A 14,348-nucleotide genomic window follows, 5' to 3' on the forward strand; every position below is an offset into this window, starting at 1 on the left:
TATGTAAAGTTAGCAGGAAATCCAATGATGATTTAGCGAGGAATCGTCCAAGAAGTTTGGTTGGATGGTAAGCGTACGAAGATAGACCAGATTTTTCGCTTTTTGAAAAATCAATCCGCTTCAAATGAGCTAGCTGCCAGTCCAACTTTTCGCAGTATGCAAACTTAGAAGGAAATAAAACGATTATTTAGCTAAGAATCGTACAGAAAGTTTAGTTGGGTGGTAAGCGTACGAAGATAGACTTGATTTTTCGCTTTTTTGGAAAACCGTCTTCCTACCCATGATCTATCGGTCTAGTTCCAATAAGATCTTAATAAGCGTTTATATATTTTATTAATACACGTATTGACTTTGTATATGTGTAGTATTAAACTGTATTCATACCAAATAAACGATTAGAAGGAGATTTACATGACTCAATGGGTTTATCTATTTTCAGAAGGATCAAAAGAACAGAAAGGCTTGCTAGGCGGTAAGGGCGCAAATCTGGCTGAAATGACTAAATTAGGATTACCAGTTCCGACCGGGTTCACGGTAACCACCGATGCTTGTCTTTGCTATTTGAATCAAGGAAATGTGTTAACCGATGAGATGAAAGAACAAATAATCACTGCCGTGGATCAACTATCAGAAAAAACGCAAAAGGCCTTTGGCGATGCTAAAAATCCTTTATTAGTCTCTGTCCGCAGCGGCTCTAAATTCTCAATGCCTGGCATGATGGATACCGTGCTGAACTTGGGATTAAATGACAAAACAGTGGAGACCTTAGCGAAAAACAGTCAAAATGAACGCTTCGCTTATGACTGCTACCGACGCTTATTACAAATGTTCGGCGATGTCGTAATGGGGATCGACAACCAAAAATTCGAATCCCGCATTACTGCTATGAAGAAAGAACATCAGCTGAACTTTGACAATGAGTTGACAGCGGACCACTGGAAACAAATTGTAAACGAATACAAGGAGATTTATGTCCAAAGCATTCAACGGGAGTTTCCACAAGACCCGATCGAACAATTATATTTAGCGATTGAAGCGGTATTTGGCAGCTGGAACAATCAACGGGCTAAAACCTATCGCCGCCTGCATGACATCAGCGACAGCTTAGGTACTGCCGTGAATATTCAAGAAATGGTCTTCGGAAACTTCGGCGAGACTTCAGGAACAGGAGTAGTGTTCTCCCGCAATCCGTCGACTGGTGAGCCAGGACTATTCGGGGAATATTTGATTAATGCTCAAGGAGAAGACGTGGTTGCTGGTGTACGGACACCAAAACCGATCCAGACCTTAGCCGATGATCTGCCAGAGCAGTATCAACAGTTAAAAACCATTTGCGAAAACTTAGAGAAACACTACAAAGATATGCAGGATGTCGAGTTTACCATCGAACGGGAAAAATTATTTATTCTGCAAACCCGCAGCGGTAAACGGACCTCGAAAGCGACGATTACCATTCTGCTGGATTTGTTTGCAGAAGGCATTATTACCGAAACTGAATTAGTGGAACGCTTAGAAGCGAAGGATTTGGAAGCTTCCTTGCACCCAAGCTTCAATGCGGAAGTCATAAAAGATCGCGTACCATTTTTATCCGGTTTAGCAGCAAGTCCCGGAGCAGCAGTAGGTGCTGTTTACTTTGACGCTGAATCTGCGACGTTAGCCAAGGCTCGCGGCGAACGAGTGATATTGGTACGGGAAGAAACTTCACCAGAAGACATCGAGGGAATCGCTGTCAGTGAAGCAGTGATCACTGCTCGCGGCGGAATGACCTCCCACGCGGCCGTAGTGGCTCGCGGTATGGGGATCTGTTCGGTTGTTGGCTGTGAAGCCTTAACAATGGAAGAAGGACACGGAGTTGTCGGGGAAGAAACGATTCAAGAAGGAACGATTCTTTCGGTGGATGGCACGTCAGGAAATGTCTACTTCGGTGAAATTCCGTTAGAAGAATTAAGCAATACCGTTGCTTTGGACGATCTGCATGTTATCTGGGATCGCCACGCCAAATTCCAAGTCCGGGCGAATGCCGAGACACCAAAAGACATTGAGACGGCGATGGCTTTAGGTGCAACAGGAATCGGTTTAGCTCGGACAGAGCATATGTTCTTTGAGAAATCTCGTCTGCTGCAGTTCAGACGCTTGATTTTAGCGGATTCTTTAGAAGAGCGCTTGGAAGTATTAAAAGGCTTGAAGCAAGTCCAAAAAGAAGACTTTAGATTTATCTACCAAGCAGCACAAGGCAAGGCGACGACGATTCGTTTGTTAGACCCGCCATTACATGAATTTTTACCAAAGAACAACGATGAATGTCGTGAAGTGGCCAAGGATCTAGGCAAAACCTTTAACGAAGTAAAACGCAAAACTGAAAACTTGGCAGAAACCAATCCAATGCTGGGCTTCCGTGGCCTGCGTTTAGGGATTGCGTATCCAGAAATTTACCAAATGCAAGGAGAAGCCATCATTGAAGCGGCTCATGAAGTCATGGATGAACAAGGCTATACGATTCAGCCAGAAATCATGATACCATTTACTATCGATGCCAAAGAATTTGCCCGGGTACGGGAATCCATTGAAGGGGCAATTCAAGAATCCTTGAAGCAGTACGATGAAGTGATGGACTATCAAATTGGTACAATGATTGAAATCCCACGGGCCTGCTTAGTGGCGGATGAAATCGCCAAGCATGCAGACTTCTTCAGCTTCGGTACCAATGACCTAACTCAAATGGTGATGGGACTGTCTCGCGATGATTCACCACGGATTGTTTCGCAATATTTAGAAGCCGGAATTATGGAAGAAGATCCGTTCCAAGTCTTGGATGAAGCCGGTGTCGGGGCCATGATGAAGGTGGCAATTGAAAAAGGTCGTCAAGTAAAACCAGATTTAAAGATTGGGATTTGTGGTGAAGCTGCCGCGCATCCAAAATCCATCGCCTTTTTAAATGAACTGCCGATTAATTACATTTCATGTTCACCATTTAGAATTCCGCAAGCTAAGATGACGCTGGCGCAGCATGGTGTGAAGGGCTTGATCAAACAATAACAAGCAAGCTGCTGGTCGAAAAAATACTTTTTCGTTTGCTTATCCCTCGATCTGAGGTTACTTAGATCGAGGGATATTTTTTGTTTCTCACATGATAATCACACTGAAATTTTATATAGTAACAATACAATGAGAATAAAAGAACAAATATGAATGAATTATTATTTGTAACCGGATACACAGTGCGTTATACTTTGTTTAGAATTCGGTATTGATTGCTGTTAATATAGGCTTTCTCTAAGGTTGTTGGATAACAGAATTTACTTGATATATTAAACGTTTTGTTTTATATATTGTTGAATTTCTGTTAGAAAGCGAAATCGGCCTGAATGACGTACAGTGTTATTTAGGATATAATGTCCGATTAGGGGGGTGAGACAAACTGCAAGATTGAATTTGTTAGAATAACACTATTTTTCTCATAAAAGCTGAAAAGGCAATAGATTTCGAGTTCGTATCATTACTCTTTTGAAAAAAATTGGGGTATGATTATTAGTAAGAGGAAGTCAGCCTAACAGTCCGGTAAGAGAATATTCTGTGTTACGGCAAGAACTTTCTAATTCGTACTGACGGAATTATCCGTTAAATAAATAAGAGAGCAGGGAGATACAAGATGACAATTGATTGGCAAAAAGAAGTTGAAGCGCGCAAAGATGATTTGATGAAGGACCTTGGAGATTTGCTTCGTATTGACAGCGTCCGCGACGTAGAACACGGAACTAAAGAAGAACCTTTAGGACCTGGCCCAGCTGCTGCATTACGCAAAGTGTTGGAAATTGCAGAACGTGATGGTTTTGAAACGAAGAACGTCGAAAACGTTGCTGGACACATTGACTACGGTGACGGGGAAGAAATGTTTGGACTATTAGGTCACGTGGACGTAGTACCAGTTGATGACAATTGGGATACTGATCCATTCGAACCAGTCATTAAAGACGGTAAATTATACGCTCGTGGTTCAGCCGACGACAAAGGACCTTCAATAGCTGCTTACTATGCTATGAAGATCATCAAAGACTTGGAATTACCATTATCTAAAAAAATCCGTTTCATCTTCGGTACTGACGAAGAGAGTGAATGGGTAGGCATCCACCGTTATATGGAAGTAGAAGAAATGCCAAAAGTTGGTTTCTCACCAGATGCAAACTTCCCAATCATCAACGGCGAAAAAGGTATCTTATCTTATGAAGTTACTTTTGAAGACCAAGAGGGTGAAGAGGGCGCATTCACATTAGAAAGCTTCAAATCTGGTATGCGTACTAACATGGTACCAGGCGATGCGACTGCTGTTCTTAAAGTCAACGACGAAGCCAAAGCTGCTGACTTGAAAGCTGCTTTTGAAAAATTTGTTGCTGAAAAAGAAGTCAATGGTGAAGTTAAAGAAGAAAACGGTCAAATCACTTTAACTACTATTGGTAAAGGTGCCCATGCCCAAGAACCTAAATTCGGGATCAATGCGGCAACTTACTTGGCAACTTTCTTAGCTGACCATGATTTAGATGCTTCAGGCGCACACTTTGTAAAAGTTGTTTCTGAATACATGCACCTAGATTACAGCGGTAAGAAATTAAATGCTTATGTCAAACATGATGTGATGGGTGAAACCACTTCATCTGCTAACTTATTTGATTACAGCCAAGACGGCGTGAAGAAAGTCACTTTAAACATTCGTCACCCAGAAGGCATCACCAAAGACGAAATCATGGACAACATGAAGGAAGTCTTGAAAGACGCTGGTGTTTCGATTGAAATTATCGGCGACGTGAAGACTCCACACTATGTTCCTGGTGACGATCCATTGGTTAAAACTTTGTTGGACGTATATGAAGAACATACTGGCAACAAGGGAGAAGAACAATCCATCGGCGGCGGTACTTATGGCCGTATCCTAGAACGCGGTGTCGCTTACGGCGCAATGTTCCCAGGCGAAGAAAACGTGATGCACCAACCAAACGAATTCATGCCAGTGGACAGCTTGCTAAAAGCAACCGCAATCTACGCTGATGCAATTTATCGCTTAGCGAAATAAAATGACAGGCTATAGGAGCCCTGTCTAACAGCAGGGCTCCTTAATTACTGTGTACCTTAGGGGAAAAAGGTAGGAAAGGAATTTCGGATCATGAAAAAATTGTCGAAAGACGCATTTGGCGGCGTGTCCGGGAGAGACTACGTACCATACGTAGAGGACAAGCCGAAAAAATCAGGCTCAGGAATTATCTTAGTGCTAGGGATTATCTTAGCAGCGGTATTCGCAGCCTCAACTGCATATTCAGGGATGAAAGCGGGGCTAACTGTTGCCGCAGGTATTCCAGGAGCAATTATAGGTTCAGGTTTGGTTTCACTATTTGTTAAACCAAAAACAATTTTAGGTAAAAACTTGCTGCAGCTAATGTCATCTGGTGGGGAATCAGTAGCCAGCGGGATGATCTTCGTATTGCCAGCTGTAATTTTAGTCGGCGGGAAGATTAATTTCTTCGAAGGCGTAGCATTAGGTGTGGGTGCCGTACTATTAGGTGTCGGCGTATTCACTTTAGTGGAAGATTACATGTTAGTTGAAGAGCACGGTAAATTGGTTTACCCGGAAGCAATGGCGATTTCTGAAACATTAGTTGCGTCAGATACTGGTGGCGAATCCTTGAAATACATGGGAATCGGCTTTGGTATCGGGGGTGTCATCACTGTCTTAACTGGTTCAGTATTAGGCGTGATGAACAATGTCATCAGCTACGTAAACGAAAGCTTCTATAAATGGAAATTTGAAACAGAAGTAAACCCATTGTTGGCGGGTATTGGATTCATCGTCGGCATGGACGTTTCACTATTGATGTTTGCTGGTTCAATCTTGGCAAACTTCGCAATTGCACCATTGTTGGGCTACTTCATGAGTATGGCCGGCAGTGATGTAAGTATTTGGGATAATGCAGCTCAATTAGTGAACACTGCAGACTTCTCAATGATTTCTGGTTCGTATGTTCGTTACATTGGTGCTGGTATGATGATCTCAGGTGGGTTAATCGGAGCAATCAAATTGATCCCAACGATTATTTCATCCATTTCAGCAACTATGAAAGGCCGCAAAACCGAAGGCGCTGATTCAGAAGGCGGCGGCGGTATGTTGCCATTAATTATTGGTGCTATTGTGGCATTAGTTATGGGATTTGTGATTACAGGAAACATAGCAATGGCTCTAATCGGCGGCAGCTTGTCGATTATCTTGAGTCTATTGTTCGTCATTGTTGCTGGTCGTTTGACTGGTACAATCGGTACATCTAACTTGCCTGTATCTGGTATGACAATTGCTTCAATGGTTATTTTGACCTTAGTATTTGTAATGATGGGCTGGACTTCAGCTGAAAACACCCAACAACTATTATTGTTTGGTACTTTTATCGTATTGGCAATCTCAGTTGGTGGTGGTTACTCACAATCACAAAAAGTTACCTTTGTTATGGGCGGGAACTTCAATGAAGGTCGTCGCTATTACGTAATTGCCAACATTGTCGGGGTTGTGATCGTAACTGGTATGATGGTTATCTTAACACCTCAATTGCAAATTACTGGTGCGAACCCACCATTTGGTTTGCCACAAGCGAACTTGATGGCTACCTTGACTGCCGGTATTACTTCAGGCAGCCTGCCTTGGCACATGATCATTTCTGGTATCGTAATCGGTATCGTTCTGCAATTAATGGGCGTATCGATTATGACCTTTGCGATCGGGTTCTACTTGCCAATTTCTACGACTTCAATCATCCTAGTGGGTGCCTTGATTCGCGTATTCATTGAATACATGAACAAGAAAGAAACCGAAGAAGTCGCTGAAGAACGGATTACTCTTGGTGTCAGCTTGTCTTCAGGCTTGATCGCCGGTGGATCAATCATTGGTTTAATCGGAATCATCTTGCAAGTATCAGGAATTCTTACACCAGGCGCACCAACTGGATTCTTAGGAAGCAACGCAGCCGCTTGGTTGTTACTAGTAATTCTAGTCGTTGCAATCGTTGTTCCTTTGTTAAAAGTAAAGAATGTGAAAGCTAATGATAAATAAAAACTCAGCCACTATAAATGCTGAAACAGAACAATTACTGGAACGTGTCTACCAATTGAAACCCGAGCTGCGTTATGAAGTCCGCGAGGGCATCGTCTTTGTCATCAAAGAAAACAACGCTTGGATTCAACGGACTTTGCGGAAAATCAAGTACAGAATCCCCGAAACCTCCGAAATGGAGTTGGATGAGTACGGCAGTTTCATTTTCCAGCAAATTGACGGTCAACGGACAGTCCGCGAAATTGGCGAACGCTTAGGCGAAACCTATGAAGAAGCCAACCAGCAGCTCTACGATCGCTTACTGTTGTATTTGAATCATTTGGAAAAGAACGAGAAGTATATTGTGAGAATTGTATAGCAGAAAGCACAAGCTTAGGATTATCTAGGCTTGTGCTTTTTTATTCTAGCCCGAATTCTTCATGCTTTTCGGTGCCGTCTGGGGTAATCATGGTTAGGTAGACAGTGTCTTCTCGATTGTTCAGCTGGAAATTGATACATAAATGCTGGAAGCCCCGACCAGCTTCATAATCAGCAGCTCATCTTTTTGAGCCAGAAAATGTTTAGTAAAGACCGAGCTGTAGTAAAAGATACCGACAATCACAGCAGTTGCAATCGCCAGCCATGTCAAGACTTGAAGGACAGTTGAAAAACTAATAAATTGCTGCAAAGCTCCTACCTGATCAAACCCATCCAGAGCCTTCTGATTTTCCAGCTTGGCTTTTGTAAAAATCAGATATAGCCTTCCTAGTACATTTAATAGGAAGGAAAAAATGAAGAAAATTGTTATGTTTGCGAAGGTAACACCAGAGTTACGCTTCAAACTTAAAAGGGCATCGATTATTATATAGTAGATTTTGATCATGAGCGTCTCCTAATTGGTAATGCTTTATAATAGATTATAGAGTAATTCTGTTGAAGGGGGAATAGCGAAGGGTGATTCAGGGGAATTGAATCGTGTCTTACCGAGGCAGATTATTTGATGTACTAAAATTGGGAAGGTAAGGTTTTGCTTTTATGCTATACTTTTGATAAGAGACTGGGGAGTAAGCATAAGGGGATGTTGGAGATGCGGGAATTTTTAATCAAGGATTCTATTTTTACTTTTATCTATGGTTTTTTATATAATTTATGTATTCTAGCACCGATTTTGGGACTAGTCTTTTTGTCGGGGTTTTTTCTGAGATTCGGATTATTTCTTGTGGGTCTGGTACTAGCGTTGGTGATCATTCATCGCTTTCCCCAGAAAAAATTCCAGCGGAGATATCTATCCATTTTATATAGCGGATGCCTATCGTTGAAGATTTTTATCATGAGCTGCCTGCTAATTCTGGCAAGTCTGATTTTTTTCCTACTATTTAATAAGGTGTTTTTGCCTCACTTACTGGTGGGAGTATTATGGACTTTTCTGCTGGAAGCCATCCTATTCTGGAACGGGATGGTTCGCGTGTTCCTTTCTTCGGTTCAATTGGGATTAAAAATGCGAGTCATCGCTGTGCTTTGCGGCTGGATTCCGATTGTGAATATTGCAGCGTTGCTGCGGATTATTGACGTGGTGGAAAAGGAGCTGACCTTTGAATACCAGAAAGACTTGTTGGATGACGTAGCGGTGGAATCTCAACAGTGCCGGACGAAATATCCGATTCTGCTGGTGCATGGCGTCTTTTTCCGCGACATCAAATACTTGAATTATTGGGGAAGAGTGCCGCGCTTTTTGAAGCAGCGAGGGGCAATCCTCTATTATGGCAATCAGGAATCAGCGCAAAGTGTCGAGTATTGCGGGACGCAGCTGGCGGAACGGATTAAGCAGTTGGTAGAAGAAACCGGCTGTGAAAAGGTAAATCTTATCGCCCATTCCAAAGGTGGACTGGATAGTCGCTATGCGGTTGCTGTGGGTGGAGCTAGTCAATACGTGGCGTCGTTGACGACCATCAATACCCCTCACAACGGCTGCATTTTTGCCAACTATTTATTGAAGAAGGCACCTAAAGCTTTTGTCAATCAGGTAGAAAAAATGTACAACTCGGCTTTTCAAAAGCTGGGGGATCAGCAGCCGAATTTTTTTAATGCAGTGAGCAATCTATCTGACGAAGCATGTAAAGAATTAAATGAGATAATGCCGAATCAACCGGATGTTTATTATCAAGGTGTCATGTCCTATGTCAGAAAAGCCTCTAGCGGGAAATTCCCTCTAAATGTCTTTTATCCAGTGGTAAAACATTTTGATGGCCGGAATGATGGCTTAGTTTCGGTAGAATCGGCCAGCTATTTTGATAACATGCTGGTGATCGATCCTCCGGGAAGACGAGGGATTTCCCATGCGGACATGATTGATTTGAATCGGGAAAATATTGACGGCTTTGATGTTAGGGAATTTTACAAGGAGCTAATTGTGGGTTTGAAGGAGCAGGGATTTTAGCGAGTATAGAGCGGACTGATTTCAGTTTAGTTTTTGAGAAGTAGTAAGGATTAATAGCTGTGTTTAAGGACAATGTTTGTTCTTAGACAAAGCTTTTTTTGTGCTAACAACAACATTATTGTTTCTTTTGAATATTTTTCACTATCTCAATTGTCTATTTTGGACAAAGTCTTTATGCCAAGAATAAGGTAAAATGAAACTAATAGTAGGAAAGAAGTGGAAAATATGGAAGAAATGAAAATTGAGCGTCGTTTAATTATGACACCTGGACCAGTTGGAATCGACCCCCGTGTGTCCCAAGCAATGAGCGCATCAATTCTTGGACAGTTTGACCCAGAATTTACCAATATTATGAATAAAACAATGGAAATGATTCGCGCCTCCTTCTTAACAAAAAATCAATGGTCATTCCCCATTGATGGGACTAGTCGAGCTGGCTTAGAAGCGGTAATTGCCAGTATTGTGAGACCTGGAGACAAAGTATTAGTACCAATCATCGGTCGTTTTGGACATTTATTAGTTGAATTAGTCGAACGTGCCCAAGGTGAAGTTCATACAATTGAACGTCCAATGGGAGAAGTATTTGATCAAGAGGAAATTATTGAAGCACTCGATCGCGTGCAACCGAAAGTTTTGGCCTTTGTTCATGGTGAAACCTCAACTGGCAGAATGCAGCCGATGGACAAATTAGGCAAAGCTTGTAAAGAAAGAGGGATTTTCTCTGTAGTAGATGCCGTGGCTACTTATTTAGGTACGGTCATTCCGGTTGATGAGTGGGAATTGGATGCGGTAATTGGCGGCGCACAAAAATGTTTGTCTATTCCATCAGGGATTACGCCGATTACTTTTAACGATCGTTTTGCAAAAGAAATCAACAAACGCAAACGGGTGGAAAGTGGGATTCGTACCGCCGACGATGCTGAAGACAATCCGTTTATCACTAGTAATTATTTAGATTTAACTCAGCTTCAAGATTATTGGAGTGAGCGCAGACTCAATCATCACACCGAGGCTACTGTAATGATGTATGGTTTGTATCAAGGGCTGCGTCTTGCTTTAGAAGAGGGCGTGGAAAAACGGGCTAAACGTCATGAATACCACCACACTGCCTTGAAGAAAGCATTGAAGGCTTTAGGTTTAACGATTTACAGTGATAACAACCATGAAATGAAGATGGTTACCTGTGTCGAAATTCCCGAAAATTTAGACGGCGAAAAATTCCGCAGTGGCTTATTGAAGGAATACGGCGTCGAGATTGCGTCTTCTTTTGGTGCGCTTCATGGGAAAATTTGGCGAATTGGTACGATGGGCTATGTGGTACAAAAAATGAATATCATCACCTTTGTAACGATCTTTTCTGCCTACTTAGTCAACAATGGAGTTGAAGGCTTAGATCCTAATGCAGCCTTATCCGCGCTGTTTGATTATTACGAAAATGAAACGTATTAAATAACTTTAATAAGAGTTTGAACAGTCCTTTAGAGAATGTTCAAACTCTTATTTTTATGCCGTACAGTACATGCTTTGTTCGAAAAGCACAAAGCTACCGATACTATTTTAGTACTAATGACTAATGTAGAAACCTCATTAACCGCTTACAATTGAAAGTGATAAAGGAACAGAAAACTTTTCATTAGTAATTGAATAGAGGATGACGATCTTCTATGAACAAAAGGCGCGCTGCTTCACATTGCAAAATAGAAAGTTTCACTTCTCTTTTTATCAACCTGCCTATATTTCCTGTAAAAGGATTATTGGACTGAAGTTAGGAGGAAGGGATATTGAAGAACGAAGATTACCAGGTTTCTCAAGCAGAAATTGCTCAGTTTAAAGAGCGCGGGTATAACGACGACATGCTGCCCAAGACATCAGAAAAGCGAAACATGGGTGTAAAGAATTATTTCACTCTTTGGATGGGATCGGTGCATAACATTCCCAATTATACAGCAGTCGGCGGTTTTCTATTTTTAGGATTATCACCAATCAACGTAATGTTTGCCCTAGTAATCAGTGCACTTGTTGTTGCTTTATTTATGACGATGAACGGACGAGCGGGTTCCAAGTACGGCATTCCTTTTGCCCTGCATTTACGCTCAACCTATGGCGACCTTGGTGCTAAGCTTCCAGGATTTCTGCGAGGCTGTGTAGCAGCGATTGCTTGGTTCGGATTGCAGAACTATACCGGTTCCTTAGCGTTACTGGTTTTAATCGGTAAAGTATGGCCGGGCTTCTTGCAACTTGGCGGCGATGCCAGCTTTTTCGGAATTGGCATTCCTGGGTTAATTGCCTTTACCCTTTTCTGGGCATTGAATGTCTTAATCGGAATCGGTGGTGGCGATATGCTGAATAAGTTTACAGCTATCTTGAGTCCTTTAATTTACATCGTATTCGGTGGGATGGCAATTTGGGCGTTGCGTGTTGCTGGCGGGATTGGCCCAATCCTTTCCTTTGATACCAGCGGTGCTACCCAAAGTATGAATCCATTCTTCGCCTACTTTATGATCATTAATTCGGTGTTAGCAGTTTGGGCGGCTCCGGGAGCCAGTGTCTCCGACTTTACCCAAAATGCGAAATCTACTAGAGATCAAACGGTTGGTCAAATGGCGAGTTTGTTAGTGGCTTATGTCATCTTTGCTTTTTCAAGTGTAGCTATTTTAATCGGCGGATCGATTCATTACGGTATTCAAGAGTGGAATGTATTGAACATTGTCGATCGTTGGGAAAGCTTCCCAGCAATTATAGTTGCGATGACTGTTTTCTTGTTAACGACTATTTCAACCAATGCAACGGGGAATATTATTCCGGCAGCGTATCAGCTGTGTGCTTTATTCCCGAAAAAAATGACTTACAAAAAAGGCGTACTGTTAGCTGGTTTGATCAGCTTTATCATCATGCCTTGGAAACTGATGGAAAATGCCGACAGTATCTTCATTTTCTTGAATTCAATCGGCGCTGTTTTAGGCCCGGTTGCTGGAGTGATGATCGCTCATTATTTCTTTGTTAGTAAACAAAAGATTGATTTAAATGCTTTGTATATCGATCCTGAAGTAAAGGATTCTAAGAACATGTACCGCGGATTGAATCGCCAGGCTTATATCGCCACCATCATTGCTTTGATTGTTTCTTTAAGCGGACAATTTATTCCGGCAATGCAAGCGGTATCGAATGTGTCATGGCTAGTTGGTTTTGCTTGTGCGTTTGTTATTTACCTTGGTTTGAAGAAATTAGGCTCTGAAAGTAAAACTGAAGAGGCTTTTGATTAAACAAAAAGAGAGGACGGAAAAAAGTATGAATCACGATTTAGTAATTAAGAACGGTCTAGTTATTTTGGAAAGCGGAGAAGTCAAAACGGATGTTGCAGTGAAGGATGGAGTTATTTCAGCCATCGGGGCAGATTTAACAGGCGACAAAGTTATTGATGCAGAAGGCTTAGTAGTAAGCCCAGGGATGGTTGATGCTCACGTTCATATCACAGATCCAGGCGGCGGCTACCGGGATGAATGGGAAGGCTATGTAACTGGAACGGCTTCTTGTGCTAAAGGCGGCGTTACTTCATTTATGGAAATGCCATTGAACCAAGTTCCTGCGACGACTGATAAAGAAAGCTTAGCAATCAAATACGAAGCTGGAAAAAATAAATTACGCTCTGATGTAGCTTCCTTTGGCGGATTGACTCCGCAAAACTTGGAAGGCGGCATTCAAGAATTAAATGATGGCGGAGTAGCTGCTTACAAATGCTTCATGGCAACTTGCGGCGACCGTACCATCGACGGCGACTTCATGAATGTAGATGATTACTCTTTATATGAAGGAATGAAACAAATTGCTAAAACCGGCAAAGTCTTAGCGATCCATGCAGAAAATGCAGCAATCACTGATAAATTAGGAGATCTTGCTTACAAAAATGGCGAGACTACATTGAAGGCGTATGTTGAAAGTCGTCCAGTCTTCACGGAAGTAGAACCAATCCGTCGTGCAATTTTATTGGCAAAAGAAACGGGCTGCCGGATTCACATTTGTCACGTAGCTTGTCCTGAAGGGGTGGAAGAAGTTACCAAAGCCCGTGCTGAAGGCGTCGACGTAACCTGTGAAACTTGTACTCATTACTTGTACTTCCATACCGATGAATTGGATTCAATCGGACCAGTTGTGAAATGTTCACCACCAATCCGTGATTTGGAAACAAGAGCTGCTATGTGGGACAAATTATTGGCTGGCGAAATTGCCTTTGTTACTTCTGACCATTCACCATGTACACCAGATTTGAAGGATAAAGAGAATGCTTTTGAAGCTTGGGGCGGAATTTCCGGCGTACAAAATAACGTCGATGTAATGTTCGATGAAGGGGTACAAAAACGTGGTATGTCCTTGAAACAATTTGCGGACATTATTGCAACCAACCCTGCTGATCGATATGACTTAGATACCAAAGGTCGCATCAGTGTTGGTAAAGATGCCGACTTTGTCTTAATCAAACCAGAAGCACCTTACACATTAAAAGCGGAAGATTTAGAATACCGCAACAAAATCAGTCCATACATTGGTCGTGAAATTGGAGCTCAAGTTGTTGAAACAATCTTGCGGGGCGAAACAATTTACAGTCAAAGTGAAGGGGTAACCGCTGAGTTCCCAGGACAATTTATCAAAAAATAATTAGTGAATGATTGTTGGCAGTCTTCTGCCAACAATCCTATTTTAAACCAAAAAGAAAAAGTAATGAACGTGTGGTGGCATCGTTAACGATGTCCGGCTTCAAAAACCAGCTTTGTCGGCATTAAGTCAACATTTGAATGAATTTGATAAACGGTTTGTTCAAATGTTGATCGTAATGCTCCAAAGCCAAACGAG

Annotated in this window: 9 protein-coding genes; 8 read left to right on the plus strand and 1 reads right to left on the minus strand. The window is 42.0% G+C overall.

The window, feature by feature from the left end; all coding sequences use genetic code 11:
- Positions 1 to 411 precede the first annotated feature (411 nt).
- The 4 genes from ppdK to JZO70_RS07040 all read left to right on the plus strand — a co-directional run bounded on the left by ppdK (position 412) and on the right by JZO70_RS07040 (position 7,442).
- Positions 412 to 3,036, plus strand: a complete 2,625-nt coding sequence (gene ppdK, locus JZO70_RS07025; protein WP_207672838.1) for a pyruvate, phosphate dikinase — start codon at positions 412 to 414, stop codon at positions 3,034 to 3,036.
- A gap of 613 nt (positions 3,037 to 3,649) precedes the next feature.
- Positions 3,650 to 5,065, plus strand: coding sequence for a dipeptidase PepV (gene pepV, locus JZO70_RS07030; protein WP_207672839.1), 1,416 nt, complete (start codon positions 3,650 to 3,652; stop codon positions 5,063 to 5,065).
- A 90-nt stretch (positions 5,066 to 5,155) separates the two neighbouring features.
- Complete coding sequence (locus tag JZO70_RS07035) at positions 5,156 to 7,084, plus strand: OPT/YSL family transporter (RefSeq protein WP_207672840.1); 1,929 nt, start codon at positions 5,156 to 5,158, stop codon at positions 7,082 to 7,084.
- Positions 7,074 to 7,442, plus strand: a complete 369-nt coding sequence (locus JZO70_RS07040; RefSeq protein ID WP_207672841.1) for a PqqD family protein — start codon at positions 7,074 to 7,076, stop codon at positions 7,440 to 7,442. The genes JZO70_RS07035 and JZO70_RS07040 overlap by 11 nt, the downstream gene beginning before the upstream one ends.
- 120 nt (positions 7,443 to 7,562) lie before the next feature.
- Here JZO70_RS07040 and JZO70_RS07045 read toward each other — a convergent pair whose 3' ends face one another.
- Entirely contained in the window at positions 7,563 to 7,946 is a 384-nt protein-coding gene (locus JZO70_RS07045) for a hypothetical protein (protein WP_207672842.1), read from the minus strand.
- Between the two features lie 432 nt (positions 7,947 to 8,378).
- Here JZO70_RS07045 and JZO70_RS07050 point away from each other — a divergent pair, with 432 nt between their 5' ends.
- From JZO70_RS07050 to allB, 4 genes are all read left to right on the plus strand, one after another.
- Positions 8,379 to 9,500, plus strand: coding sequence for an esterase/lipase family protein (locus tag JZO70_RS07050; RefSeq protein WP_242703834.1), 1,122 nt, complete (start codon positions 8,379 to 8,381; stop codon positions 9,498 to 9,500).
- A 225-nt stretch (positions 9,501 to 9,725) separates the two neighbouring features.
- Positions 9,726 to 10,949 (plus strand): pyridoxal-phosphate-dependent aminotransferase family protein, encoded by a 1,224-nt coding sequence (locus JZO70_RS07055; RefSeq protein ID WP_207672844.1) that lies wholly within the window; start codon positions 9,726 to 9,728, stop codon positions 10,947 to 10,949.
- A gap of 332 nt (positions 10,950 to 11,281) precedes the next feature.
- On the plus strand, positions 11,282 to 12,763 hold the full coding sequence (allW, locus tag JZO70_RS07060; RefSeq protein ID WP_207672845.1) for an allantoin permease: 1,482 nt from the start codon (positions 11,282 to 11,284) through the stop codon (positions 12,761 to 12,763).
- The gene (gene allB / locus JZO70_RS07065) at positions 12,759 to 14,153 is read left to right on the plus strand and encodes an allantoinase AllB (RefSeq protein ID WP_347565110.1); all 1,395 of its coding nucleotides are present in this window, start codon (positions 12,759 to 12,761) and stop codon (positions 14,151 to 14,153) included. Before allW ends, allB begins: the two co-directional genes overlap by 5 nt.
- Positions 14,154 to 14,348: the final 195 nt, after the last annotated feature.

This window comes from Candidatus Enterococcus moelleringii (assembly GCF_017377575.1).
GTDB lineage: Bacteria > Bacillota > Bacilli > Lactobacillales > Enterococcaceae > Enterococcus_A > Enterococcus_A moelleringii.

Bases quoted from the DNA above. Each gene is read 5' to 3' on its own strand.
- JZO70_RS07040 (WP_207672841.1), top strand. From the start codon at position 7,074: ATGATAAATAAAAACTCAGCCACTATAAATGCTGAAACAGAACAATTA.
- JZO70_RS07055 (WP_207672844.1), top strand. From the start codon at position 9,726: ATGGAAGAAATGAAAATTGAGCGTCGTTTAATTATGACACCTGGACCA.
- JZO70_RS07035 (WP_207672840.1), top strand. From the start codon at position 5,156: ATGAAAAAATTGTCGAAAGACGCATTTGGCGGCGTGTCCGGGAGAGAC.
- JZO70_RS07045 (WP_207672842.1), bottom strand. From the start codon at position 7,946: ATGATCAAAATCTACTATATAATAATCGATGCCCTTTTAAGTTTGAAG.
- pepV (WP_207672839.1), top strand. From the start codon at position 3,650: ATGACAATTGATTGGCAAAAAGAAGTTGAAGCGCGCAAAGATGATTTG.
- ppdK (WP_207672838.1), top strand. From the start codon at position 412: ATGACTCAATGGGTTTATCTATTTTCAGAAGGATCAAAAGAACAGAAA.